25 protein-coding genes are annotated in these 26120 nt (G+C 59.0%); 16 read left to right on the plus strand and 9 right to left on the minus strand.

Annotation, left to right across the window (positions count from 1 at the left end; all coding sequences use genetic code 11):
• Positions 1 to 106 precede the first annotated feature (106 nt).
• Positions 107 to 2536, plus strand: coding sequence for a TonB-dependent siderophore receptor (locus ACA055_RS04585; RefSeq protein ID WP_497682555.1), 2430 nt, complete (start codon positions 107 to 109; stop codon positions 2534 to 2536).
• A gap of 103 nt (positions 2537 to 2639) precedes the next feature.
• Here the strand turns inward: ACA055_RS04585 and ACA055_RS04590 are convergent, their stop codons facing one another.
• Positions 2640 to 3515, minus strand: a complete 876-nt coding sequence (locus ACA055_RS04590; protein WP_497682556.1) for a helix-turn-helix transcriptional regulator — start codon at positions 3513 to 3515, stop codon at positions 2640 to 2642.
• A 138-nt stretch (positions 3516 to 3653) separates the two neighbouring features.
• On the opposite strand from ACA055_RS04590, the gene ACA055_RS04595 reads away from it, so the two are divergent.
• Complete coding sequence (locus tag ACA055_RS04595) at positions 3654 to 4556, plus strand: DMT family transporter (RefSeq protein WP_497682557.1); 903 nt, start codon at positions 3654 to 3656, stop codon at positions 4554 to 4556.
• Positions 4557 to 4586: 30 nt separating this feature from the next.
• On the opposite strand, the gene ACA055_RS04600 is transcribed toward ACA055_RS04595, so the two are convergent.
• Positions 4587 to 5096, minus strand: a complete 510-nt coding sequence (locus tag ACA055_RS04600) for a DUF2165 family protein (protein ID WP_497682558.1) — start codon at positions 5094 to 5096, stop codon at positions 4587 to 4589.
• 193 nt (positions 5097 to 5289) lie between these two features.
• Complete coding sequence (locus tag ACA055_RS04605) at positions 5290 to 6264, minus strand: 2-hydroxyacid dehydrogenase (protein WP_497682559.1); 975 nt, start codon at positions 6262 to 6264, stop codon at positions 5290 to 5292.
• Between the two features lie 190 nt (positions 6265 to 6454).
• Between ACA055_RS04605 and ACA055_RS04610 the strand changes: the two genes are divergently transcribed.
• Positions 6455 to 6712, plus strand: coding sequence for a hypothetical protein (locus tag ACA055_RS04610; protein ID WP_007905458.1), 258 nt, complete (start codon positions 6455 to 6457; stop codon positions 6710 to 6712).
• Positions 6713 to 6853: 141 nt separating this feature from the next.
• A complete protein-coding gene (locus tag ACA055_RS04615; RefSeq protein WP_497682560.1) occupies positions 6854 to 7648 on the plus strand; it encodes a transporter substrate-binding domain-containing protein in 795 nt (264 codons plus the stop codon).
• A 126-nt stretch (positions 7649 to 7774) separates the two neighbouring features.
• Here ACA055_RS04615 and ACA055_RS04620 read toward each other — a convergent pair whose 3' ends face one another.
• From ACA055_RS04620 to norR, 5 genes are all read right to left on the minus strand, one after another.
• On the minus strand, positions 7775 to 8524 hold the full coding sequence (locus ACA055_RS04620; RefSeq protein WP_497682561.1) for a YkgJ family cysteine cluster protein: 750 nt from the start codon (positions 8522 to 8524) through the stop codon (positions 7775 to 7777).
• A gap of 95 nt (positions 8525 to 8619) precedes the next feature.
• Positions 8620 to 8946 carry a hypothetical protein gene (locus tag ACA055_RS04625; RefSeq protein ID WP_497682562.1) on the minus strand — a complete coding sequence of 109 codons (327 nt, stop codon included), beginning with the start codon at positions 8944 to 8946 and terminating at the stop codon, positions 8620 to 8622.
• A gap of 158 nt (positions 8947 to 9104) precedes the next feature.
• Entirely contained in the window at positions 9105 to 9563 is a 459-nt protein-coding gene (locus ACA055_RS04630) for a GNAT family N-acetyltransferase (protein WP_497682563.1), read from the minus strand.
• A 26-nt stretch (positions 9564 to 9589) separates the two neighbouring features.
• Entirely contained in the window at positions 9590 to 10492 is a 903-nt protein-coding gene (locus tag ACA055_RS04635; RefSeq protein ID WP_497682564.1) for a chemotaxis protein CheV, read from the minus strand.
• Positions 10493 to 10619: 127 nt separating this feature from the next.
• Entirely contained in the window at positions 10620 to 12170 is a 1551-nt protein-coding gene (gene norR / locus ACA055_RS04640) for a nitric oxide reductase transcriptional regulator NorR (protein ID WP_497682565.1), read from the minus strand.
• Between the two features lie 156 nt (positions 12171 to 12326).
• Between norR and hmpA the strand changes: the two genes are divergently transcribed.
• From hmpA to cyoE, 7 genes are all read left to right on the plus strand, one after another.
• Positions 12327 to 13508 (plus strand): NO-inducible flavohemoprotein, encoded by a 1182-nt coding sequence (gene hmpA / locus ACA055_RS04645; RefSeq protein WP_497682566.1) that lies wholly within the window; start codon positions 12327 to 12329, stop codon positions 13506 to 13508.
• 251 nt (positions 13509 to 13759) lie between these two features.
• Complete coding sequence (locus ACA055_RS04650; RefSeq protein ID WP_497682567.1) at positions 13760 to 14269, plus strand: disulfide bond formation protein B; 510 nt, start codon at positions 13760 to 13762, stop codon at positions 14267 to 14269.
• Between the two features lie 827 nt (positions 14270 to 15096).
• Positions 15097 to 16041 (plus strand): ubiquinol oxidase subunit II, encoded by a 945-nt coding sequence (gene cyoA / locus ACA055_RS04655; RefSeq protein ID WP_497682568.1) that lies wholly within the window; start codon positions 15097 to 15099, stop codon positions 16039 to 16041.
• 3 nt (positions 16042 to 16044) lie between these two features.
• Positions 16045 to 18075 carry a cytochrome o ubiquinol oxidase subunit I gene (gene cyoB, locus ACA055_RS04660; RefSeq protein WP_497682569.1) on the plus strand — a complete coding sequence of 677 codons (2031 nt, stop codon included), beginning with the start codon at positions 16045 to 16047 and terminating at the stop codon, positions 18073 to 18075.
• 3 nt (positions 18076 to 18078) lie between these two features.
• Positions 18079 to 18705 carry a cytochrome o ubiquinol oxidase subunit III gene (locus tag ACA055_RS04665; RefSeq protein WP_497682570.1) on the plus strand — a complete coding sequence of 209 codons (627 nt, stop codon included), beginning with the start codon at positions 18079 to 18081 and terminating at the stop codon, positions 18703 to 18705.
• A complete protein-coding gene (gene cyoD, locus ACA055_RS04670; protein WP_497682571.1) occupies positions 18706 to 19041 on the plus strand; it encodes a cytochrome o ubiquinol oxidase subunit IV in 336 nt (111 codons plus the stop codon).
• Between the two features lie 11 nt (positions 19042 to 19052).
• On the plus strand, positions 19053 to 19940 hold the full coding sequence (gene cyoE, locus ACA055_RS04675) for a heme o synthase (protein ID WP_497682572.1): 888 nt from the start codon (positions 19053 to 19055) through the stop codon (positions 19938 to 19940).
• A gap of 223 nt (positions 19941 to 20163) precedes the next feature.
• On the opposite strand, the gene ACA055_RS04680 is transcribed toward cyoE, so the two are convergent.
• Complete coding sequence (locus ACA055_RS04680) at positions 20164 to 21573, minus strand: aminotransferase-like domain-containing protein (RefSeq protein WP_497682573.1); 1410 nt, start codon at positions 21571 to 21573, stop codon at positions 20164 to 20166.
• 149 nt (positions 21574 to 21722) lie between these two features.
• Here ACA055_RS04680 and ACA055_RS04685 point away from each other — a divergent pair, with 149 nt between their 5' ends.
• From ACA055_RS04685 to yfcF, 5 genes are all read left to right on the plus strand, one after another.
• Complete coding sequence (locus ACA055_RS04685; protein WP_497682574.1) at positions 21723 to 22823, plus strand: MFS transporter; 1101 nt, start codon at positions 21723 to 21725, stop codon at positions 22821 to 22823.
• A 42-nt stretch (positions 22824 to 22865) separates the two neighbouring features.
• Positions 22866 to 24146 carry an ATP-grasp domain-containing protein gene (locus ACA055_RS04690; RefSeq protein ID WP_497682575.1) on the plus strand — a complete coding sequence of 427 codons (1281 nt, stop codon included), beginning with the start codon at positions 22866 to 22868 and terminating at the stop codon, positions 24144 to 24146.
• Between the two features lie 49 nt (positions 24147 to 24195).
• On the plus strand, positions 24196 to 24690 hold the full coding sequence (locus ACA055_RS04695; RefSeq protein WP_497682576.1) for a RidA family protein: 495 nt from the start codon (positions 24196 to 24198) through the stop codon (positions 24688 to 24690).
• Positions 24691 to 24773: 83 nt separating this feature from the next.
• Positions 24774 to 25241, plus strand: coding sequence for a cupin domain-containing protein (locus ACA055_RS04700; protein WP_497682577.1), 468 nt, complete (start codon positions 24774 to 24776; stop codon positions 25239 to 25241).
• Between the two features lie 227 nt (positions 25242 to 25468).
• Complete coding sequence (yfcF, locus tag ACA055_RS04705; RefSeq protein ID WP_497682578.1) at positions 25469 to 26113, plus strand: glutathione transferase; 645 nt, start codon at positions 25469 to 25471, stop codon at positions 26111 to 26113.
• The last annotated feature ends 7 nt before the right edge of the window (positions 26114 to 26120 follow it).

Consider the following 26120-nt stretch of genomic DNA (forward strand, 5'->3'; position numbering starts at 1 on the left):
AAAATATTTTCAACTTTCTGATGAGGTAAACCCGATCCACATCCGTGTAGTGACTGAAACTGCGAGTCATTCGCATCCCGTAGCGGTTCTACACAGGTCATGAGCAATGAAGTCCAGGGCAAAATCGGGTTCGGTCAAACAATGGTTGGGTGCTTCTGCATTGAGCTTTACGGCGCTGGCGTTGTTGCCGTTGAGCGTGGCATTGGCCGTTGAAACCGGCAGCACGCAACAGCGCATGCAGTTCAGCTTCGCGATGGCCGCCAAACCGCTGCCCCAGGCCTTGAGCGATTTCAGCCGGATCACCGGCATCAGCGTGGTCTACACCGATGAAGCGCCTTACGGCATCACCGCTCCGGCGGTCAGCGGGCAGATGAGTGCCGAGCAGGCGATGCAGCGCTTGCTCAGCGGTTCGGGTTTCACCTTCCGCCGCACCGACGGCCACACGTTGGCCCTTGAGCCGCTGCCCACCGAAGGCGCCTTGAATCTGGGCGCGACCACCATTACCTCGGTCGCGCCACAATCCACGAGCTACCAGCCGCCAACCACCACTTCGGTGATGCGCTCCTCGGCCTTGCTTCAGGAAATCCCCCAGACCGTCAACGTGATCCCGGCCCAGGTCATTCGCGATCAGGCACCACGCAACCTGGATGATGCGCTGGCCAACGTCAGCGGCATCACCCAGGGCAATACCTTGGGCAGCACTCAGGATTCGGTGATGACCCGCGGTTTCGGCGACAACCGCAACGGTTCGATCATGCGCGACGGCATGCCGGTGGTGCAGGGCCGTGGCCTCAACGCCACCGTCGACCGGGTCGAAGTGCTCAAGGGTCCGGCCTCGTTGCTCTATGGCATCCAGGACCCGGGTGGCGTGGTGAACATGGTCAGCAAAAAGCCTGAGCTTGAGCAGTACAACGCCTTGACCCTGCGCGGCTCGACTTATGGTGAAGGCAAAAACGGCAGCGGTGGCAGCCTCGATAGCACGGGTGCCCTGGGTGATTCCGGCCTGGCCTATCGCATGGTCCTGGACCATGAAGACGAAGATTACTGGCGCAACTACGGCACCCATCGCGAGACATTGGTGGCGCCATCGCTGGCCTGGTTCGGAGAAAGCACCAAACTGTTGTTCGCCTACGAACACCGCGAGTTCCTGACCCCGTTCGACCGTGGCACGCTGATCGACCCGCGCGACAATCACCCGCTGGACATCCCCCGTGACCGTCGCCTCGACGAGCCTTTCAACAATATGGAAGGCCGCTCTGACCTGTATCACTTCGAAGCCGATCACGAGCTCAACGACAACTGGAAAGCCCACTTCGGCTACAGCTGGAACCGCGAAACCTACGACGCCAGCCAGGTGCGCGTCACCGCCATCGACACCACTCGAGGCACGTTGACCCGCAGCATGGACGGCACCCAGAACGCGATCAGCACCGACCGTTTCACCACGGCGAGTCTGGAAGGCAAGGTCGATGTCGCGGGCATGCGGCACGACCTGGTGTTCGGCATCGATGACGAATACCGCAAGATCTACCGCGCCGACCTGATTCGCCAGAGAAGCCTGAGCACCTTCAGCTACATCAATCCGGTCTACGGTCGCGAAGTCGAAGGCACCACGGTCAGCCCGGCGGACAGCGCCCAGACCGATTTGCTGCGCAGCAACTCGGCGTTTGTGCAGGACTCGATCCACCTCACCGACCAATGGATTCTGGTGGGCGGGGCGCGTTTTCAGGAGTACGACCAGTACGCCGGCAAAGGTGTACCGTTCAAGGCCAACACCGACAGCAACGGCCAGAAATGGGTGCCGCGAGCAGGTCTGGTGTACCGCTACACCGATGAATTGTCGTTCTACGGCAGCTACACCGAATCGTTCAAACCCAACTCGACCATCGCACCGTTGAGCGGCAGCAGCACCGTGCTCGACGGCAGCGTTGCGCCGGAAGAAGCCAAGTCTTGGGAGGTCGGTGCCAAGCTCGATATACCAGGACGCGTGACCGGCAACATCGCGTTGTTCGACATCAAAAAGCGCAACGTGCTGATCGCCAACTCCGAAGGCCCGGTGACGATCTACAGCGCCGCTGGTGAAGTGCGTTCCCGTGGTCTGGAAGTGGATTTGACCGGCCAGCTCAGTGACCGCTGGAGCATGATCGGCAGTTACGCCTACACCGATGCAGAAGTCACCGAAGACCCGGACTACAAGGGTAAAAAACTGCAGAACGTCGCCAAGAACACCGGTTCGCTGTCAGCGGTCTACGACTTCGGCACCATCGTTGGTGGCGATCAATTGCGGGTCGGCGCGGGGGCTCGTTACGTCGGTGAACGGGAGGGTAACGCGGTGAATGATTTCGACCTGCCGAGCTACACCGTGGCCGATGCGTTTGCCACCTACGAAACCAAAGTCGAAGGGCAGAAGGTCAAGTTCCAGCTCAACGTGAAGAACCTGTTTGACCGCACCTACTACACCTCGGCGGCGAGCCGGTTCTTTGTGTCGATGGGGGATTCGCGGCAGGTGTCGCTGTCGAGCACATTGGAGTTCTGAGCAGAGACCGCGTCATCGTTCTTCGCGAGCAAGCCCGCTCCCACTTTTGCAACGCGTAACCCCTGTGGGAGCGGGCTTGCTCGCGAAGACGGCCTGACAGGCACTACCGCAAAAACGCCTGCCGATACTCCCCAGGCGTCCCGCCCAACGTCTGACGAAACCGATTGGTGAAATGACTGGCACTGGCAAACCCGCAGGCCAGCGCAATTTCTCCCAACGGCTGCGACGTCGAGCGCAGCAACGCCTGCGCCCGGCTCAGTCGCCGCGCCAACACATACTGATGCGGCGGCAAGCCAAAGCTTTCCCTGAACATCCGTGCAAAGTGGTATTCCGACAGCGCACACAATCCCGCCAACTGCCCCAGGCTGATGGCCTCGGCCAACTGACTGTCGACGAACTCCACCAATTGCCGCCGCTGATGCGCCGCCAATCCTCCCTTGAGCCGCAATCCTTCGCGCATGCCGACCTGGCCAAGCAATACGTGGCTGAGCATTTCGTGGGCCAGGCTGCTGGTGAGCAGACGCTCGCCGGGCTCATCCCAATTGAGCGCGATCATCTGCCGAAAGCGCCGGGCCTGCTGCGGATCGTCGAGGAACGTGCCCTCGCGCAATTGCAGTTCGCGAGGTTCGCGGTCCAGCAGCGTGACGCAACCGAGGGCGAACTGTTCGGGGCTGAAATAAAGATGGGCCAGGCGAATGTCGCCGTTGATCACCCAACCCGACTGATGGTCGGCCGGGAGGATGCACAGTTTGTCCGGGCCGCCCTTGGTGCCGGGTTGGTCGCGGCGAAATGTACCGGTGCCGCCGGCGATGTAGCAGGACAGGGTGTGATGGCTCGGCGCTTCGTAGTCCTGGGCGTCGTGATGATTGCTCCACAAGGCTGCAGCCATGCCGTCACCGAGCTCGGCGCTGTGCTCGAGGCGAGCATTGGGCGAGCGGTTGAGGGCTTGAAAGACTTGCAACGTTTCCAGTGCGGGCATGATCGGTTCTCTCCAACGCCTTGCATGCTACTCCGTAGATTTTGCCGTGTGAGCCCGTGGGCCGACAAAAGCGCAAGTTTATGCAAGTGCGGCGCGGTTTGGGGCAGGACACTGACCTCCTGATTAGGAGCCTTTGTCATGAACCTTTCGTTGTACTTGCTGACCGTGCTGATCTGGGGCACCACCTGGATTGCCTTGAAATGGCAACTGGGTGTGGTGGCCATTCCCGTATCGATCGTCTATCGCTTCGGCCTCGCCGCGCTGGTGCTGTTCGTGATGTTGTTGCTCAGCCGAAAGCTGCAAGTCATGAACCGTCGCGGTCACCTGATCTGCGTGGCGCAGGGGCTGTGCCTGTTCTGCATCAACTTCATGTGTTTCCTGACCGCCAGCCAGTGGATTCCCAGTGGTCTGGTGGCCGTGGTGTTTTCGACCGCCACCCTGTGGAATGCCCTCAATGCGCGAGTGTTCTTCGGCCAGAAAATCGCCCGCAACGTGCTGATGGGCGGTGCGCTGGGGTTGTTTGGGCTGGGGCTGTTGTTCTGGCCTGAACTGGCCGGCCACACCGCCAGCCCGGAAACCTTGCTCGGTCTGGGCCTGGCGCTGCTCGGGACCCTGTGTTTCTCGGCGGGCAACATGCTGTCGAGCCTGCAACAGAAGGCCGGGCTCAAACCACTGACGACCAACGCCTGGGGCATGGCCTATGGCGCGGCAATGCTTTCGGTGTGGTGCCTGGTCAAAGGCATCCCGTTCGACATGGAATGGAATACGCGTTACATCGGCTCGTTGCTGTACTTGGTCATTCCGGGCTCGGTGATTGGTTTTACCGCTTATCTGACTCTGGTCGGGCGCATGGGCCCGGAGCGGGCAGCTTATTGCACGGTGCTGTTTCCAGTGGTGGCGCTCAATGTTTCCGCATTTGCCGAAGGTTACCAATGGACCGCACCGGCGCTGGTGGGCCTGGTTCTGGTGATGCTGGGGAACGTGCTGGTGTTTCGTAAACCCAAGGCGCCGATGGTGCAGGGGAATGGAAAGTTGGCTTGAGGCAAATTGAAGGTCGGGTGCTTTAGTTGCTCAGCGTTCAATCTTCAATGCTACATAAAGCATCAAGGGCAAGATAAAGTCGACGACGTGGCGAGCCCAATTCTTGGCATCCCATTCCAGTGAAGCGTCCATGTTGAACCATTCGACGCCGATAACTTGAAAACAGACGTAATAGATGAAGATCGCAATCATCAAGCCGATGAGTGCGAACTTTTTTGCTTCGTGAAATTGTTTGGCCGTGCTGTTTATATTTCGATAGAGGTGATAACTGCCCACCAGGCAGAAAATGGTGGAAAGTACCTCCAGCGTAATGATCAGCCAGTAGATCCTGTGGTGCAGCATGGGCGACGTTATGGCTCTATAACCGTATTTTTGATTGCCGTTGGTGGTGTCCATGCTCAGGACGTGGGCGACATATTCATAGTTGGTGGCGTAGTCGGTAAAGTTGCTGTACATCACCATCAGGCCAAAGAAGCTGATAAATGACATCAACGTGGCTTTGCTGATTCTAATCGTTTGGTCGGTTGTCAATTGATCCAAGATAGTTGATCTCCAAGACTGTGTCCCGTTGGGGGTAAGTGTGGAGAGTTTATAGTGCGGTTTATTGGTTGGGTGGTGGACTCAATTGCAAGGTGTGTATGAGTTGGGCAACGATGGAAAATGGTTGTCTGGAAGTATTATTTTCCAAACTGTTTAAGTATCGGGCAGACACTTTATATGTCTGCCCTTTTTTTCAGCCTTTCCATACCTGCGGATTGACCAGATCCTGCGGTCGCTCGCCCAGCAAGGCACTGCGCAAGTTAGCCAGGGCGCGGTTGGCCATGGCTTCGCGGGTTTCATGGGTCGCGGAGCCAATGTGCGGCAAGGTCACGGCGTTCTTCAACTGGAACAGCGGCGATTCGGCCAGCGGTTCTTTCTCGTACACATCGAGCCCGGCCCCACGGATCTGGTTGTTTTGCAGGGCTTCGATCAGCGCCGGTTCGTCCACCACCGGGCCTCTGGAAATGTTCACCAGAATGGCGCTCGGCTTCATCAATGCCAGTTCGCGATGGCTGATCAGGTGCTTGGTCTTTTCGCTCAGCGGGACGACCAAGCAGACGAAATCGGCTTCGGCCAGCAGTTCGTCCAGGCTGCGCAACTGGGCGCCGAGTTCCTGTTCCAGCGCTGCCTTGCGGCTATTGCCGCTGTAGATGATCGGCATGTTGAAGCCGAGCCGACCGCGACGGGCAATGGCCGCGCCGATATTGCCCATGCCGACGATGCCCAGCGTTTTACCGTGCACATCGCACCCGAACAACGGTGCGCCAACGCTGGCTTGCCATTGACCGGCCTTGGTCCAGGCGTCCAGTTCAGCCACACGCCGGGCGCTGCTCATCAACAAGGCGAACGCCAGGTCGGCGGTGCTTTCGGTGAGCACATCAGGCGTGTTGGTGAGCATGATGCCGCGTTCGTTGAAGTAGGCGACGTCGTAGTTGTCGTAGCCGACGGAGACACTGGAGACGACTTCCAGTCTGGCGGCGTTTTCCAGTTGCGCGCGGCCCAGTTTGCGGCCAACCCCGATCAGGCCGTGGGCGTGGGGGAGGGCCTCGTTGAATTGGGCGTTGATGTCGCCGTTTTTCGGATTCGGCACGATGACGTCGAAGTCCTGCCTGAGGCGTTCGATCATTTCGGGGGTGATGCGGCTGAAGGCGAGGACGGTCTTTTTCATCGGAGGAGGCTCGTCGGGCGGGAGTGAATGCTAAGCACGCTAACATTCTTCGCGGGATTTGTGCGAGCCGAACGTCAACCGTTCAACGGTCGTTGGATGCGTGAAGCTTGCGACGCTGCATCCAGTTATACTGCCGCCTTTCGCGGCTCGCTGACCGGGCCCGACTTTATGTGTATCACCCGGAGCTTTCATGACTTCCCCGACACAACCGCCGGTTGCCGACGCTTTGAGCGACGACCAGGCAGACCTGCCAGACAGCGTCGACTCCAGCGCAGACAGCGAAACCAAAGCCGCGATCCCGGCGTTCAAGTTCCCGTTCAAACCGGGCGAACTGGCGGCTGCCAAGAACGCCAGCCAGCCGTGGTACAAGAACGGCGCCAAGAACGGCCACACCAAGACGCCGGGTGCAGCGCCGCCAGGTACCCGCCGTTCGATGGGTAAACGCTGACCGTCAGGCTTTGTTGGGCGGGTCATCGTTCTTTCTTTCATTGAGACATATCCCACAGGGATGAGCGATTCGTCCTCTGGGAAACGCGGTGGCCTCTCGTCAAAGATTCATGCCCGTGAATTCTTGACGAAGGCCGCCCACATGTCTCTGCTTAAAACCCTTTCTCTATTGTCGCTGGTGGCCCTGACCGCTGGCTGCGTGTCCTCTGCGCCCGATCCTCAGATCCGTTTCGGCGTCGAAGCCATTGTTCCACCGTTCGAGAGCCGTAACGACAAGGGCGAGCTGGTTGGATTGAACATCGAGTTGGGTAATGCCCTGTGTGCCGAACTCAAGTCCCGTTGTGTCTGGATCGATCAGGATTACGCCACCAACATTCATGCCCTTGAAGCCAACCGTTTCGACGTAATCATGCCGATGACCGCGACCGAAGCGCGTCGAGAGCGGATCGATTTTACCGATGATCTTTATCCCCTGAGCAGCCGCCTGGTGGCGCGCAAAGGGGCGAATCTGCAACCGGATGGGCAATCGCTCAAGGGCAAGCGTGTCGGTGTCCTGGCAGGTACCAGCCGTGAAGCGTTCGCCAAGTCTCGTTGGGCTCCGGAAGGGGTGACGGTGCGCAGTTTCAATTTCAACAAACAACTGGTCGACAGCCTGCTGGCAGGTGAGATCGACGCCACCCTGCAAGACTCCATTGAAATTACCCAAGCGTTGTTAAGCCTGCCTCAAGGGCAAGCGTTCGACTTTGCCGGTCCCGCGCTCAAGGACCCTATGCTGGGCAGTGGCGTGGCCATGGCGGTGCGGAAAACCGACACGTCGTTGCGCGACAACCTGAACGCGGCCCTTGAGCGTCTCAAGCAAAATGGCCAGTACCAGGCGATTACCCAGCGTTACTTGCCACCCGCAGCACCCGATTTCCGCTCGCTACTTTCCGAATGAAGAAGGCTTGCCGGCAGATCGTCTGCCCGCTCGCACGACGTTCGCGGCTAAAAAACTGATGGCGGACGCACGGGTGGAAGTCGAATGCCTGGCGGTGGCTGCTTGTTGATTCACCGGCCGGGTGTCTCAGGCGGCTCGCAGCGAGATGAACGCGTAGTTGGTCGGCGCATCGCTTGCCACTTGCGCACCAGCCGCCAGCACTTGCCCGGCGATATCTTCGCCCGAGACATGGAACAGCCATTCGCTGCCTGGGTTCCGATGCGCCTGCCCGGCCACCTGGTCGATCACCGCGGCAAACGCAGTCATGTCCGGCAGATAAGCGGTAAAGCCATCGCCCTTCAGCGCTGTCGTCCGAATCCCCAATAACGCGCAAATCGCATCCTTGGTCTGAATGTCATCGCGATCAGCCTGACGGGAGCGCTGGATTAAACCGCTCAGTTCCTGATCGACCAGTTCACCGCCAACAATCAGATCCGGTCCTTTTTCCCACGACTCCGGCGGGCATTCCTTCACCGCCGTGTTCAACGGGATGTGCGGATTGATTTCCATCGGGTAGATGCGGCACACCAGCGGCCGGCGCTCGTAGATGCGACAGAGGTTGTCTTCGTCAAGATTCCGGCAAGGGCCGACGTTGTAGGCCGCAAAGGTGATGGCCACGTGCGCCTCGGATGCGCCGCTTCGAACCACCACCGAACGGCGTTCGGCGTGTTCGCGTTGTTGCGCTGGCAGGCCCAGGCCATTACTCAGGAAAGCTTCCACCAACACGATCACCTGACCACCGTCGGCCGCCCACAGGCGGGCTTCGGCCAAGGTCAGCGGCACATGGTGATCGTTGCAGCATTTGCCGCAACCTACGCAGGAAAACGTCGTATTCATTGAGCGGTCAGTCGCAGGTGAGGGCGTGAAACGGCGACAGAATGCCGCCGCGAAGACCGGTATCGAAGCAAGTTATGCGCCAGTCCCTTTGCGGGCTATTGGGCCTTGGCGGTCGGGCGGATGGAATCCCATTCGGTGACGAAGGCGGTTTTGCTTTTTTTGTTGTAGAGGCACAGCTCGGTGCCTTGCTGGCCTTTCATGTGTTTCTGCGGGTACTGGCCTTGCAGCAGCAGTGCGGTATAGCCAACCCGGTCATCGAACTGCGCGGCGTTGCCGACGGGTTTGGCGTTCTTCAGGCCGCTGGCTTTGGTGCAACTGGCGAGCACGGCTTTGTCGTAGGCGGCCCAGGCGTCGGGGCTGGAGGCGTGGGCCTGGGTGGCAAGGGCGGTGAGGCAGAGGACGGTCAGGGTGATAGTTTTCATGGTTCGAGGATCCTTGGGCGAGTGTTGGCCAGGATCGGAGTATGCCTGAAGGTTTGATAGTGGTTGTGAGGGCCTCTTCGCGAGCAAGCCCGCTCCCACATTTGACCGAGTTCTATGCGATCAAATGTGGGAGCGGGCTTGCTCGCGAAGACGGTGTATCAGGCTGGCACCGGCTCCCGGCGGACCACATACATCCCGGCACTTTCATACAACCGTTGCGCCCGCAGATTATCTTCCAGCACCTTCAGGTCGACAAACCCTTCGCGACGCTGTTGAAACACCTTGAAAGCCTGTGACAACAGTGCGCGGCCAAGACCTCGGCCCTGAGCCCGCGGATGCACCACCAGGTTCTTGATGTAGGCGCTGGTCCAGCACTGGCACACGCCCACGATGCCTTCTGTGTCCAAGGCAATGAAGCACAGGGTCGGATCGTATTCGGGATCGGTTTCAAAACGCTGTTGCCAGACATCCAGTGCCGGCACGCGCCCGCCACCTTCCTGAAAGCCCAGTTCCATCAAACGATGCACCGCCTCGGCCAGTTCGGGGCGGTATTGGGTCAAGACGATACCTGGAGGCCATGTGATTGCCGGCACAACCTCGGCAAGGTTGCGCCGCATCAGTAAGCAAAAGTCCTTGCTCAACCTCAATGACCTTGTTCAGCGACTGCCTTGGCCGCTGCGATCAGGCACTTGGTCAGTTCCGGTGAAGAGAACTTGGTCAGCACTGCGTTCGCACCGGCGAGACGCGCCTTTTCGCTGTTCATCGCGCTGTCCAGCGAGGTGTGGAGCAGCACGTAGAGGTGCGAAAAGTCCGGTGTTTCGCGCAGGGTGCGGGTGAAGGCGTAGCCGTCCATTTCGGACATTTCGATGTCCGAGACGATCAGGTTGATCTGTTGTGCCGTGCCTTGCAGGTCCAGCAGGCAGTCGATGGCTTCCTTGGCACTGCGGGCGGTGTGGCATTGCAGGCCGAGGTTGCGCAGGGTGTGCACCGATTGTTGCAAGGCAACCTGGCTGTCATCGACCACCAGAATGCGCGCGTTGCCCAGTACTTCGGCGTCTTCCATGCTGAGTTCGGTCGGGGCTGTTTCGATCTGCGCTGGGGCGATGCCGTGGATGACTTTTTCGATGTCCAGCACTTGCACCAGCGTGCCGTCGACCGAAGTCACACCGGTAATGTACGAACGCACGCCGCCAGACCCAAAGGGCGGCGGACGGATATCAGTGGTCAGGCAGTGGACGATCTTGCTCACCGCCTGAACGTGCAGGCCCTGCTTGGAGCGACTGACGTCGGTGACGATCAGGCAGCCACCGTTTGGGTCTTCCAGCGGTCGTTCGCCGATGGCGCGACTCAGGTCAATCACCGACAACGACGCACCGCGCAGGGTGGCGATGCCTTTGACGTGGGGGTGCGCCTCCGGCAGCTTGGTCAGGGGCGGGCAGGGGATGATTTCACTGACTTTCAGCAGGTTGATCGCCATCAGCTTGCCGCTGCGCAAGGTAAACAGCAGAAGCGAAAGTGAGTCTGCGCGGGCTTTGTTGGAGGACATAAAAACCTTCTGTGGAAAAAGGTGATGGGCAACCACGAGGATCGCCAACAGGTATCGATGCCGGGTTATCGACTTGTCAGAGGCAGGCTTTAGCAAATCGGGTGAACGGTATGACGCGATGGGGTCTTCACTTCATACCCAGTCGTTTCGCCATCCGCCCCAGATTCGCCCGGTCCAGGCCTAGCTCACGGGCCGCACTCGCCCAATTGTCGTGATGCCGTTCCAGGCAAGCGCTGATCAATTGACGCTGATAATTCTCGGTGGCCTCGCGCAAATCCCCCGACACCAATGCCACCGGGACGGCAGCCGGTTGCTCTGCTGCGATTTCAACGCTGCCATTGGGCAAGTCCAGATCCGTCGCACTCAAGCTGAGAATCTTCGGCCGCTCCTTACAGTTACCCAACGCCTTCAAGGCACTGCGACCAATCAAGTGCTCCAGTTCCCGCACGTTACCCGGCCAGTCATACGCCAGCAGTGCCGCCTGGGCATCGCTGGTCAGGCGCAGGCTGTTTAGGCCCATGCGCGAGCGGTTCTGCTCCAGGAAAAAACCGCTGAGCAGCAGCACATCCCGTCCGCGATCGCGCAGTGCAGGCACCAGCAAGGGGTAAACACTCAACCGGTGATAGAAGTCGGCACGGTAGCGACCGCTACGTACTTCCTCGGCCAGGTCGCGGTTGGTCGCCGCGATCAGTCGCACGTCGACCTGATGCTCTTTATCCGAGCCCAGTCGCTGCAACTGACCGCTTTGCAGCACACGCAGCAATTTGGCTTGCACCGCCAAGGACAACTCGCCGACTTCATCGAGAAACAGCGTGCCGCCATTGGCCAGTTCGAACTTGCCGCGCCGATCATTCATCGCCCCGGTAAAGGCGCCGCGAACGTGGCCGAACAGTTCGCTCTCCACCAGTGTGTCCGGCAATGCCGCGCAATTGAGGCTGATGATCGGCTTGTCGGCCCGTGGCGATGCGGCGTGAATGGCTTGGGCCACCAGCTCCTTGCCAACCCCGGTTTCCCCGGTGATCAGCACGGTCAGATCGCTGCCGCCCACCAGACTGATTTCTTCTACCAGGCGCTTATGAGCCTTGCTCTGGCCGATCATCTCGCGGTTCTGCTGGCCGCTGGCTTGACGGTAGACCTCTGCGCGCTGGTGTTCGTCTTCGACGCGATTGGCCAGGCGTTCGATGCGTTCGGCGGCGTTGACCGTGGCGGCGGCGAGGCTGGCGAAGGCTTGCAGGGCGTCCAGTTCGATCGGTTCGAAGCGCTCCGGATCGAGGGCGTCGAGGGTCAGCAGACCCCACGGACGCTCGTCGATAAACAGCGGGCAACCCATGCAGTCGTGGACTTCAAGGTGATCGTCGAGACCATCGACCAGGCCGTCGTAGGGGTCGGGCAAATCGCTGTCGGCGGCGAATCGGGTCGGGCCGGGGCTGCTGAGCAACGCTTCGAAACGCGGGTGTTCGCTGACCTTGAAGCGTCGGCCGAGGGTATCGGTACTCAACCCATCGACGGCCAGCGGCACCAGCCATTCGCCATCGAGGCGCAGCAGGGCGGCGGCGTCGCAGGGGAGCAGGGCGCGCATGGCGTCGAGCAGGCGCCGATAGCGCTCGCCTTCGGGCAGCTCGCGGGACAGGTCCGAGACCAGGGGCAGCAGTGCGGTGAGCAAGGATTTTGCAGTCATAGTGACTCCGTGTAGTCGGTATGACTATAGGTCAGTCTGTGTCGATATGACTATCACGTTATTAACTGATTGATTTATAAGGTTTTAATTGTTGGCATGGAAACTGATAAGCATAGGGTAATCAGTTAGCAACCCAAGTAGATCAGGAGTCACCTTATGCTGAGCGTTCAAGACCGTGCAATCGTCAAATCCACTGTGCCGTTACTGGAAAGCGGTGGCGAAGCGTTGATCACACACTTCTACCGCATGATGCTCTCCGAATACCCGCAAGTCCGCCCGCTGTTCAACCAGGCCCACCAGGCCAGCGGTGATCAGCCCCGTGCGCTGGCCAACGGTGTATTGATGTATGCGCGCCACATCGACCAACTCGACCAGTTGGGCGACCTGGTGGCCAAGATCATCAACAAGCACGTGGCCCTGCAGATTCTTCCGGAACACTACCCGATTGTCGGCAGCTGTCTGTTGCGCGCCATCTCTGAAGTGCTGGGCGAAGAGATCGCCACGCCGGAAGTGATGAGCGCCTGGGGCGCGGCCTACGGTCAACTGGCCGACATCCTGATCGGTGCCGAAACCAGCATCTACGACCAGAAAGAACAGGCACCGGGTGGCTGGCGCGGGGCGCGGGAATTCATCGTGGCGGCCAAGGTCGAGGAAAGCGCGGAAATCACCTCGTTCTACTTCGAACCGGCTGACAAAGGCCCGATTCTGGCGGCAGAGCCCGGTCAGTACATCGGCATGAAGCTGATCCTCGATGGCGAAGAGATTCGTCGTAACTATTCGCTGTCCGCCCTGACGAACAAAGGTCAGTACCGCATCAGCGTCAAGCGCGAAGCCGGTGGCCGTGCCTCCAATCACTTGCATGACCAGCTGCATGTTGGCGCCAGCATCCAGCTGTTCCCGCCATCGGGCGAGTTCACCCTGACCGCCAGCGACAAACCGTTGGTGCTGATCAGCGGCGGCGTCGGCATCACTCCGACCCTGGCGATGCTCGAAGCGGCGCTGGCGACCGAGCGGCCGGTGCACTTTATTCACTGCGCCCGTAACGGCAGCGTGCACGCCTTCCGCGACTGGATCGATGGCCTGGCCGAGCGTCACCCGCAACTCAAGCGTTTCTATTGCTATGCCGAAGATGATGGCGTCAGCCCGGCTGCGGACAAGGTCGGGTTGTTGAGCCAGGAACAACTCGGCGAGTGGTTGCCGCAGCAGCGTGACCTGGATGCTTACTTCCTGGGCCCGAAAGGCTTCATGGCGGCGATCAAGCGTCACCTCAAGGCGTTGGGCGTGCCGGAGAAGCAGAGCCGCTACGAGTTCTTCGGGCCGGCAGCGGCGCTGGAATAAGTGTGGCGGTGACTCGGGAGACCGAGTCGCCTGCTTCGCGAGCAAGCCCGCTCCCACATTGGATCTGCGTACGCCGCGGTCTCAGTGTGGGAGCGGGCTCGGTTCCAATTCTTCAAAAACTCCTCAAAAGTTAATCCCTTCTTAACCGGCCTGTCGTCTATTCCCCGCTATCAACCGGTGCGCACCAGGCTCTCCAAAGGTCAGGGCCAGCGTGTAGACTTCCGGCAATCGATATTCAGAAGGGAAACGCAATGAGCGAGGAAACAATGCGGTTGGGACGTGAACGGCGCTATCTGGTGTTGCTGGGCATCATCTGCCTGGCGCTGATCGGTGGTGCGCTGTACATGCAAATTGTTCTCGGCGAGGCGCCGTGCCCGCTGTGCATCCTTCAGCGCTATGCGTTGCTGCTGATCGCGCTCTTCGCCTTTATCGGCGCGGCCATGCGCGGCCGCCGCAGCATCACGGTATTCGAAACCCTGGTGGTGATCTGCGCCCTTGCAGGCGTCGGCGTGGCCGGGCATCACGTCTATACCCAGTTCTATCCGACGGTCAGTTGCGGCATCGATGTGTTGCAACCGATTGTCGATGGTTTGCCGCTGGCGAAGATCTTCCCGCTGGGCTTTCAGGTCGACGGTTTCTGTTCCACGCCGTACCCGCCGATCCTCGGTCTGTCCCTCGCTCAATGGGCGCTGGTAGCCTTTGTGCTGATCGTGGTGCTGGTGCCGCTGCTCACGTCGCGTAACCGTAAAGCGCTGCGCTGAGGTCATCCTTCGTATCGCTGCATGAAATAGAAAAACGCCCCGGTCCTCGTTCAGAGCGCCGGGGCGTTTTGCATTTCGGTGGACGGCAAAAAGACCTTGATGCGCGACAAGTTCGGGTGCGACACATATGCGACATGTTGTCACAGCGCGAGTGTCGCAGGGCGTTACAAGGTGGCTGATTTGACCCTGGCCGCGCAACGATATTGGTCTTTTTTAACGCCTGGCATCTTTAGCTCCGAAAAACCGGAGCAGGCAGTTTTAACAGGCCCGGGTGAATTGCCAGAGCCCTTGTGACATAGGGGCTTGGGCAGGGTAGGAGCAAGGCGCAGAGCCTTCGATACTGTCTGAACTGCGTGTGGTAGCCCTACTATTTTTGGTGTTTTTGTTGAGAATTAATTTCGATAACATGCCCGACTTTTACGAAATACGTGATTGATTGTTGCGGGAATGGATAAAAATTATTTCGGGATGAGACATGGTTTATGAATCGCTACGTAACTACAATCGCCCGCACTGAATTCCCGGCACTGCTCAACCTTACACAGGTGTTCGAGCAGGATTAGGGCGTCGAGAGGCCGGATGGCTTCATGCGACTCCCAGGTGTCGGTGCCTTCCAATTATCCGCACCAAATGGAATTGGTCTGTAACAAGGCCTTTGACCACGAATTCGAATAAGAACTCACCGCTAGCCCAGGATTTGTCGAACAGCGTCTGACGCGCGACGGGCAGCCCTTATTCAATCCAAGAAAAATGCCAACCCTTGGCAGGGTGAAGTGTTGGCGATCAAAACCCAACTGCATTGCGCAAGCTGCTTTAGAGGTCGTGAGATGAGTAAAAACAGGTACCCCAGACTACTAGGCTTATTGCCGCTGCTCGGCACGCTGTTGCTGGGAGGCTGCAACATGACCTTGCTCAATCCCACGGGCCAGGTCGGCCTGGAACAGCGAAACCTGATCATCACCGCAACGTTGCTGATGCTGTTGGTCGTGGTCCCGGTCATCGTCATGACCTTCCTGTTCGCCTGGAAATATCGCGCGTCGAACGCCAACGCGACCTACACCCCGAAATGGAACCACTCCACCAAGATTGAAATCGCGGTGTGGACCGTTCCGATCCTGATCATCATTGCCCTGGGTTACATCACCTACAAGTCGACCCACGAACTGGACCCGTACCGTCCGCTGGAATCCGACGTCAAGCCGATCACCATCGAAGTGGTCTCCCTGGACTGGAAGTGGGTGTTCATCTATCCGGAGCAGGGCATCGCCACCGTCAACAAGATCGTGTTCCCGACGAATACGCCGGTCAACTTCAAGGTGACTTCGGACTCCGTGATGAACTCGTTCTTCATCCCGGGCCTGGGCGGCCAGATCTACGCGATGGCCGGTATGCAGACCAAGCTGCACCTGATTGCCAACCGTGACGCTGAAATGGAAGGCATCTCCGCCAACTACAGCGGCGCAGGTTTCACCGGCATGAAATTCAAAGCGATCTCAACTTCTCAGGAAAATTTCGACGCCTGGGTAAGCGAAGTCAAAAAGGCACCTAAACAGCTTGAACAAGCTGAATACGAAGCCCTTACCAAGCCAAGCCAGAACAACCCAGTCGAGCTCTACTCCTCGGTCACGCCAAACCTGTTCCAGATCATCGTCGACAAGTACGAAGGCATGAAACCAGGCAAGCCGATGCACCACGAGAAGAAAGAGAAAGAAGTGGCGCATATGGAAGGGATGGACATGAGTTCGCATTCAGCTGCCGGGGCAGAGGAGTAAACGATGTTTGGTAAATTAAGTTGGGAAGCGGTCCCGTTCCACGAACCGATCGTGATGATAACCATCGCCATGATCGCGCTCGGTGGTCTGGCGCTGTTCGCTGCAATCACCTACTTCAAGAAGTGGACCTACCTGTGGACCGAGTGGCTGACCTCCGTCGACCACAAGAAAATCGGCGTGATGTACATCATCGTCGCCATGGTCATGCTGCTGCGCGGTTTTGCCGACGCCATCATGATGCGTACCCAGTTGGCCATGGCCACCGAGGGTTCGCCTGGCTACCTGCCACCTGAACACTATGACCAGATCTTCACCGCTCACGGTGTGATCATGATCATCTTCATGGCGATGCCATTCTTCACCGGCCTGATGAACCTTGCAGTGCCGCTGCAGATCGGTGCGCGTGACGTGGCCTACCCGTTCCTGAACTCCCTGAGCTTCTGGCTGCTGGTATCCGGCGTGGTGCTGATCAACCTGTCCCTGGGCGTTGGCGAATTCGCCAAGACCGGCTGGGTTGCCTATCCACCGCTGTCGGGCCTGCAATACAGTCCGGGCGTGGGGATGGATTACTACATCTGGGCGCTACAGCTATCCGGACTAGGTACGACGCTGACGGGGGTCAACTTCTTGGCCACCGTGCTGAAAATGCGTACCCCGGGCATGAAGCTGATGGACATGCCGATCTTCACCTGGACCTGCACCTGGGCCAACGTCCTGATCGTGGCTTCGTTCCCGATCCTGACCGCTACCCTGGCGTTGCTGACGCTTGACCGTTACATGGATTTCCACATTTTCACCAATGAACTTGGTGGCAATCCAATGATGTACGTCAACCTGTTCTGGGCCTGGGGTCACCCCGAGGTGTACATCCTGATTTTGCCGGCGTTCGGGATCTTCTCCGAAGTCATCTCGACCTTCTCCGGCAAGAAACTGTTCGGCCACCACTCGATGATCTACGCCAGCGGCGCGATCTCGATCCTGGGCTTCATGGTCTGGCTGCACCACTTCTTCACCATGGGTTCGGGTGCCAGCGTCAACGCCTTCTTCGGTCTGGCGACGATGCTGATTTCGATCCCGACGGGGGTGAAGCTATTCAACTGGCTGTTCACTATTTATCAAGGTCGTCTGCGTTTCACCAGCCAGGTTCTCTGGACCCTGGGCTTCATGGTGACCTTCGCCATCGGCGGCATGACCGGCGTACTGCTGGCCATCCCGGGTGCTGACTTCGTACTGCACAACAGCCTGTTCGTGATCGCGCACTTCCACAACGTGATCATCGGCGGCGCAGTATTCGGTTACATCGCCGGCTTCGCCTTCTACTTCCCTAAAGCGTTCGGCTTCAAGCTGCACGAAGGTTGGGGCAAGGCAGCATTCTGGTTCTGGATCACCGGCTTCTTCGTCGCGTTCATGCCGCTCTATGTCCTGGGCTTCATGGGCATGACCCGTCGTCTGAACGCCACCACCAACCCTGAGTGGGTGCCGTACCTGTACGTCGCCATGTTCGGTGCGGTGATGATCGCCGTCGGTATCGCCTGCCAGCTGATCCAGTTGTACGTCAGCGTGCGTGATCGCAACAAACCAGAAAACATGTGCGAACACGGTGACCCGTGGAATGCCCATACGCTGGAATGGTCGACCTCGTCGCCACCACCGTTCTACAACTTTGCCGTGTTGCCGAAAGCCGACTGCATCGACCCGTTCACCGAGGCCAAGGAAGACGGTACCGCGTACAAGGCTCCAGCCCGTTACGAGCCGATCCACATGCCAAACAACACCGCGACCGGCGTGGTCATGGGTGCTCTGTTGACCGTGTTCGGTTTCGCGATGATCTGGCACATCTGGTGGTTGGCCATCGTCGGTCTGGTTGGCACCGTGGTGTATTTCACGATCCATGCTGCCCGTGACGATCAGGGCTACATGGTGCCGGTGGATGTCATCGAGCGCATCGAAGCCGAGCAGCACAAACGTCTGGTAGCGGCCGGGAAAGTCCCAGCCACCGCCACCCGTGTTGAAACCTCGTTGGAACAGGCTTAAACCATGTCGAACTTAGTGACCAATGCTGGACACACCCATGTCGATGGACATGGGCACGATGACCATCACCACGACTCGGGCGAGATGACCGTATTCGGTTTCTGGCTCTACCTGATGACCGACTGCATTCTGTTTGCGTCGATCTTCGCGGTGTACGCGGTACTGGTTAACAACGTAGCGGGTGGCCCGTCGGGCGCCGACATTTTCGAACTGCCATACGTGCTGGGCGAAACCGCCTTGCTGCTGTTCAGCTCGATCACCTACGGCTTCGCCATGCTGGCGTTGTTCAAGGGCAACAAGAAGGCTGTACTCGGCTGGCTGGGCATGACCTTCCTGCTGGGCGCCGGCTTTATCGGCATGGAGATCAACGAGTTCCACGTGCTGATCTCCGAAGGCTACGGCCCTAGCCGCAGCGGCTTCCTGTCCGGGTTCTTCACCCTGGTCGGCACCCACGGTCTGCACGTGACCAGCGGTCTGATCTGGATGGCGATCATGATGTACCAGGTGCAGAAAAACGGCCTGACGGCGACCAACAAGACTCGCCTGAGCTGCCTGAGCCTGTTCTGGCACTTCCTGGACGTGGTGTGGATCTGCGTATTCACCGTTGTTTATCTGATGGGGACTATGTAAATGGCTAACACGCACTCCCACGATGGTCACGACGCCGGCCACGGCAGCGTCAAGTCCTACGCTATCGGCTTCATCCTGTCGGTGATCCTGACGGTCATTCCTTTCGGCCTGGTGATGTACCCGTCGCTGCCGAAAGCCCTGACCCTGTGGATCGTACTGGTCTTCGCCGTGATCCAGGTGTTCGTTCACCTGGTGTACTTCCTCCACCTGGACCGCTCCGCCGCCCAGCGTAACAACGTGATCGCGTTTGTCTTCGCTGCGCTTGTGATCGTTCTGTTGGTCGGCCTGTCGCTGTGGATCATGTTCAGCATCCACACCAACATGATGGCGCACTGAGGAAAGTCCGAATGTCCTTAAAGCACTTTATCCAAATCACCAAACCGGGGATCATTTTCGGTAACGTGCTTTCTGTGGCGGGCGGATTTTTCCTGGCCTCGAAAGGGCATGTCGATCTGGCCATCTTCCTGGCGGCGATGATCGGCACGTCCCTGGTGGTGGCCTCCGGTTGCGTGTTCAACAACTGCATCGACCGCGACATCGACCTGAAGATGGAGCGCACCAAGAACCGGGTGCTGGTCCAGGGCTTGATCTCCCTGAAACTGGCCCTGGCTTTTGCGACCGTCCTTGGTGTTGTCGGCGTTGCACTGTTGTACAAGGTGGCCAACCCGTTGGCCGCGCTGTTCGCAGTGATCGGCTTTGTCATCTACGTCGGCTTCTACAGCCTGTACCTCAAGCGCAAGTCGGTTCACGGCACGCTGGTGGGCAGTCTGTCGGGCGCCATGCCTCCGGTGATTGGTTATGTGGCTGTGACCAACAGCTTCGACATGGCCGCACTGACGCTGCTGGTGATGTTCAGCCTGTGGCAGATGCCGCATTCCTATGCCATCGCGATCTTCCGCTTCAACGATTACCTGGCCGCATCGATTCCGGTGCTGCCGGTGAAGCGCGGGATTCAAGTGGCGAAGAAGCACATCCTGATCTACATCCTGGCGTTCCTCATCGCGACCTTGATGCTGACCTTCAGCGGCTACGCCGGCATGAGCTACCTCGCCGTCGCCGCGGCCATGGGCATGTACTGGCTGTACATGGCCTGGACCGGCTACAAGGCAGTGGATGACACGGTCTGGGCACGCAAGCTGTTCGTGTTCTCGATCTTCACCATTACCGCGTTGAGCGTGATGATGTCGCTGGATTTCAAGGTGCCGAGTGAGTTGTTGCTGACTTACGCGCCTTAAGCTTCAGACGCTGCATTGAAAAGCCCCGCCTTCGAGAGAAGTGCGGGGCTTTTTATTGGGCGATTTCTGGCGGACCGAGTTGCCCCGTTCGCGAGCAAGCCCGCTCCCACACTGGATCGGCGTTGCCACCACTCTTGAGATCGACGCCGAGCTAATGTGGGAGCGGGCTTGCTCGCGAAGGCTGCACCGCGGTGTAACCGGAAAAACGCGATGACCGAGTTGCTTAGCTGCCGAGCAACCGAAAGAACCGCTCCCGCACCTGGCTGTTATCGCTGTGCGCCACGTTGAAACGCAGAAAGTGACTGGCGTCCGGCGCTTTGCTGAGGAGGGTGCCGGGAGCGAGCACAAGGTCGTTTTCCAGACCTTTCCTCGCCAGCGTTTCGGCATGCAGCCCTTCGGGCAATCGCGTCCAGATAAACAACCCTTCATGGGGTAGCGATGACACTGAGCAACCTGCTTCCACCAGCCAACTGGTCACCCGGCTGCTCGACTCGTAAAGCCGATCCACCGTGCGCCGGGTATGTTTGGCATAGCTGCCATCACTGAGCATCGTGCAGATGATCTGCTCCGCCAGTTCCGAGGTCATGCCACCGGCGGCCATTTTGAGCGCAACCAGCCGCGCCGCCAGTTGTGGTGACAGTACCGCGTAGCTGACGCGGCTATTTGCTGTCAGGGTCTTGGAGAAACCGGACACATAACTGACGTTGTCCAACCCGCCCGCCGCCAGGCGTGGCGTGCTTCGTTGCTGAAGGTCGCAATACAAGTCGTCTTCGACGATGTGGAAACCATAGCGGTGGCTCAACTCCAGCAAGCGATAAACCTGCGCCGGGGAGAACGAATGCCCGGTCGGGTTGTGCAGGGTACTGTTGGTCATGTAGACAACGGGGCGATGGGCAATCAGCAATTGCTCGAGTGCCTCCAGGTCCATGCCGTCACTGCCCCGGTGGATGGTGATGACCTTGGCACCATGCAAGGCCAGATTGGTGTGCATGGTGAAGTAGCACGGATCGTCGAGCAGTACGGTGTCGCCAGGTTTGACCAGCAGGCGCATCAGCATGTCGATGGCCTGCACGGTGTTGGCCGTGGTGATGATCTGGTCCACCGGCACTTCGATGCCGTGGGTCGACAGTTTGACCCGCAACGCCTCGCGCAGCGGCAGGTAACCACTGGCGACGCCGTATTCGCCCATGCGCAGGGAGGTTGCGCGCAGAGTGCCGCGCACGGCTTTAAGCAACTCGTCAGCCGGCAGCCACGAGGAAGGCAGGAAACCGGCGCCAGGGCGCAGCGCGCCATTGTCCAGGAGCACCGCGCGGCGGACCACGCTGAGGGTGTCTTGAGGCTGCAGGTCCGGGCCGGCATCGGTCTGGGTCGAGGTGCTGGTTCGGTGCACGTAATGCCCCGAACCCTGGCGTGAAACCACCAGCCCCTTGGCCCGCAAGCGGTCCAGGGCATCGACCACCGTGGACTTGCCCACGTTCATCAAGTCGGAGAGCTCGCGAATCGGCGGCAGCCTGGAGCCGTGGGGCAGGCCGCCCTGGTTGATCGCTACCGACAACTGATCGACGATCTGCTGGACCAGCGGCACGCCGGGCTGGAATTCGATAGCGGCGATGACTGCGCGTTGAACCTGCATTTTACTGGTCGCTCCGGCAGTAAAGTTCGTTTGATTCTATACGAACTTGCTCTGATCAGAACAAGTCCGCGTCTCTACCATCACCTTATAGACTTTCCTGATTGTCGGCGCCTGTGGCCCTGGCAATCGCTTGGTTCCAGAGGTGTTGCATGAGTGTCGAAACAACGGTCGCCATCGCCAAACCGGTGATCAACGTTCGCCTGTTCACGATCCGGATCATTACCGCCGTGTCGCTGTTCGCGGTGCTGGGCAAGGCCAACGTCTGGCTCGACACCGCCACCAACAGTATTCTCGCCCTCGGTTATCGGGCCTTGTTGTTACTGCTGCCCCTGACTTTGCTGGTGCTCGGCCGTCGCTCCCTGAGCGTCACGCTGCTGTGCGCAGCCCTCGGGCTTGTATTGCTGGCGGTCACCAGCAACCAGGGCATGGTGATGTTCGCCGCCGCGCTGTTTGCCTACGGCATTGCGATTGCCGGTTACCTGATCAAGAGCGAAGCGGCCCAGACCAAGGAAGGCGCGGCCTACAACCGGGTGGCGATGAACATGGGCAGCCTGCTGGCGGGGCTGATCCTGCTGTCGCCGCTGCTGACCCCAACCATGTTTTTCCTCGGCGCCGCGAGTTTCGTCCTGCTGTGCCTGCCGATCGCCATGGGCGCGACGTTCACCACGCAACCGGCGGTTGCCCGCCCGGCCAGCCATGACGGCAGCGGCTGGCGCAACAAACTGCCGTGGGTGATCGCCGGGGTCATCATGGGGATCAAGCTGTTCGGCGTGTTCTCGATCCTGCCCCAGGCGATCCTGCTCAAGACCGGTGAACTGCCGGCCTGGTATGGCTTGATGCTGATCCTCAACAGCGCCGTAGTGGTGTTCGCCCAAGTGCCGGTGATGAAACTGATCGAGCGCACCGGACGCTTCAAGGTGCTCGCGGTGATCGGGATCATCATCGGCGGTTTTGCGGTGCTCTCGTCTCCGGCCGCTTTCCGCGTCGACACCCTCGTCGGCGCGTTGATCTGGGTGGCACTGCTCTCCATCGCCGAATGTGCGTTCAGCTACCTCGATTACTTCTCGGTCAAGCAGAACAACATGTTCGTCAAGGAAGTGTCCCTGGGTGTCGGCGCCGGGCTGACGGTGCTGATCATGCGGGTCGCGCCGCCGCCCTGGAACGCCCTGCTGCTGGCGGCCATCGGTGCAGGCGGGATCCTGGCCTGGTACTGGCTCAACCGAAAATCCAACGCGTCACTGCACGACTGAGTCATCGCGGTTCCGTTTTTTTCTTCACAGGTCGGGTGTGTCATGAATACGACGTCTTGCGTGGTAGTGGTCGGGTACAACGGTAATCGGGTTCACGATATCCAGAAGCTGCGTCAGCTCTGCAGAAAGCTCTACAACGCCCGGCTGATCCTGCTGGTCGAGCAGATTCAGCCCTATGACGATCAAGTGGCCGATCACGTCTGCAGCACTTCACTGGCGGTGGAGGACGTGGCGAGTTCCCTCGAACTGGTGGCGGGGTGCCTGGATGCCGATCGCTGGAAGCTTATCGGCGTTCTGCCGTTTTCCGACCGCGGCGTGATGCTCGGCGCGGCGCTGGCGACCCACTACGGCTTGCCTGGCATCACGCCGGGCGAGGCGCGAGCGGGGCTGGACAAGCAGATTTTTCGCAAGCTGGAAGCCGACGCCAGCACTTCGCCGCAGGATTACCGCCCGGTGATTTCCGCCCGCATCGAGAGCCTGGCCGAATTGCGCCAGAAGGTCGTCGAACTGGGCGGCAAAGCGTTCATCAAACCCGCCTGCGAAGGGGCGAGCAGAGGTTGTCGGGTCATCCATCACCCGTCCGAATGTGACGAGGCCTGGCGGGCACTCAAGCCTTACCGCGAAGGCGGGATTGTGCTCGAAGAGTTGATCCAGAACGCTCGGGAATACAGCTGGGATTACGTCGCCGGCAGCACCTGGGTCACCGAGAAAACCACCACCGAGGGCGCCTATCGCGCGGAAATCCAGCAAGTGGTACCGGCACCGCTGGCGGCTGATGTGCAGGCTCGATTGGCGGCGGCCGGCCGACACATGTCCGGGTTGGTTTCGCTGGATAACGGCGCTTATCACAATGAGGTGTTCATGCGCACCGACGGACTGACCTCGGCGGTGGAAACCAACATGCGTCCCGGCGGCATGCACATCTGGGACCTGGCGCGCCTGGCATTCGTCAATTTCGATCCGTGGGAGCGCTGGGTCAGATGGGCGGTAGAGGGCAAGACTGATCATCACGACCCCGTCGCCCGAGGCTATTGCGGCATTCGCCTGCTTCGCGCACCGGCCGGTGGCCTTTTGCGCTACGTGCCGGACATTCAGTCTCTGGCCCGGGAACTGAACATCGAGCTGGTAGAAGCGGTGTACGCCAAGCGCCTCAGTGATTCGGTCACGGCACTGGTGCAAGACAACACCTCGTTCATCGGCCATATCGTTTTGTTCAACGAACACTACGGGCAGCTCAGCAACGACCTGTTGCGTCTGGCCGAGGCCATCGAGTCAAGGATCGGGATCACCAGCCTGGCACTGCCTGAAAGGGCCGTGGGTTGAGTCATCGGGATTGATGTTTTTTGCAGTATTGATCTAGAGGGTTCGGTAAATGAGTGTGCACATGACCTGTGATGAGCGTTTCATCGAGCTGGCCAAAGAGCTTGGCTATGACATCTATGGCGAGAACACCGCCGGCGGGCATTACGCTCCGCTGATCCGGCATCATGATGAGTTGTACATCAGCGGCATGGTGCCGCGCATGAACGGCAAGATTCAGTACCCCGGCCGAGTTGGGCTGGAACTGAGCCTGGCAGATGCTCAAACGGCCGCCAGTATCAGCGCAATGCGCGGGCTGGCGCTGATCGTCGATGCCATTGGTTCGCTGGATAAAATAAAGTCCCTGATACGGGTAACGGTCTATGTGAAATCCACGGCGGACTTTGTTGATCTCAGTGAAGTGGCCAACGGCGCGTCGGATGTATTCAGCCATGTGCTCGGAGATGCCGGTAAACATACCCGAACGACCATCGGGGTTTATCAACTTCCGAAAAATGCCGCTATTGAAGTGGATATGATAGCGGCGCTGCGGCCTTCAGCGTTATAAGTGTGGGTTGTTCAGCTTTACAGTGCTTACTTGTTGGCCTAAGGTTCGGCCATCCAAGTCGACAAATAAGTTGGAACTCGCGGATGAATAACATTCAAGGTGCGTTTTTTTCATATAAAGACTTTCGCCAGAGTTTGCACCAACCGTCGCTCAGTGCACGGGTGTGGAAGGGTGATGAGCTTACAAACATGCGTCGCAGCCTCGAGGCCAGCGAAGTCGATATTGTCGCGCTGGCCCATGATTCAAGCATCGGAGGTTGTAAGTTGACGCCAGGGATGGCGGTGTCCATGCAATGGTTGAAACCGGGAACGGCGCTGAATGGCCATGCCCATGCGTGGTGGCACCTGTTCATCATTCAGTCCGGCAGCGGCGCGTTGACCCTGGGTGATGCCGATGAAGTGAACGTCAGCCCCGGCGACGTGCTGCTGGTGCCGGCCTGGACCCAACACGGCTTCGTCAACACCAGCACCACTGAGCCGCTGGCCATGCTGAACATGAGCAACATGCCGCAAATGGCGCTGCTCTCCAATTCTGCCGACAGCCAGGCCTGATCACCCGCCCGCCACAATTTCCTCTGCGCAAAACACCAGGGAGTCCGCGTTCGCTGACTCCCTTTTTCTTTTCTGTCGCCCCCTTCCGGACCCTCCTGGTGAACTGCGTTTTCAAACTTTCTGTATCGATATAAACAGATAATTTCTGTATCTGTTCAGCGCTTGATCAACTTACTACGATCGCCTCCATGCAACGGATTATTGTGGTTAATGCAAGGGAGCGTTCTATGGAAAGTACGAAGCTGAAACTGTATGTCGGCGCAGATTTTGTAAGTGCTTTTGCAATGTCGGCATTTGTGGCGCTAAAGGAAAAACAACTTTCATTTGAGTGTGTGACTGTAAATTTGAAAGGTCGCGATAACTATTTGAAGGCTTATCGTGATCTGTCGCTTACCTGCAAAATTCCCACGTTAGTGCACGAAGAGTTTGCCCTGTCGGAATCTTCGGCCATCGCCGAATATCTGGATGAACTCGCTCCCGGCCACAAACGACTGCTGCCGCTTGATATCAAGCAACGGGCACGCGCCCGTCAACTCCAGGCCTGGCTACGCAGCGATCTGCTGGTGATTCGCAAAGAGCGCCCGGCGGATCTCATTTACTTCGGCAAGAAAGACAACCCGCTGTCCGAGGAAGCCCTGGCGGCTGTCGACCGATTGTTCTTCGTCGCTGATCGGTTGCTGGAAAAGGGCGCTGATCACCTGTTCGGTGACTGGAGCATTGCCGACACCGACCTGGCGATCATGCTCAACCGACTGGTCGCCAATGGTGATCAAGTTCCGCCCCGGCTTGCGGCGTATGTCCGTCGCCAATGGGATCGCGACAGCGTTCGGGCGTGGATGGATATAGAGCGCGCAACGCCCGCCATCCAGTAACGACCGC

The sequence above is a fragment of the Pseudomonas sp. LBUM1657 genome, from assembly GCF_059716075.1.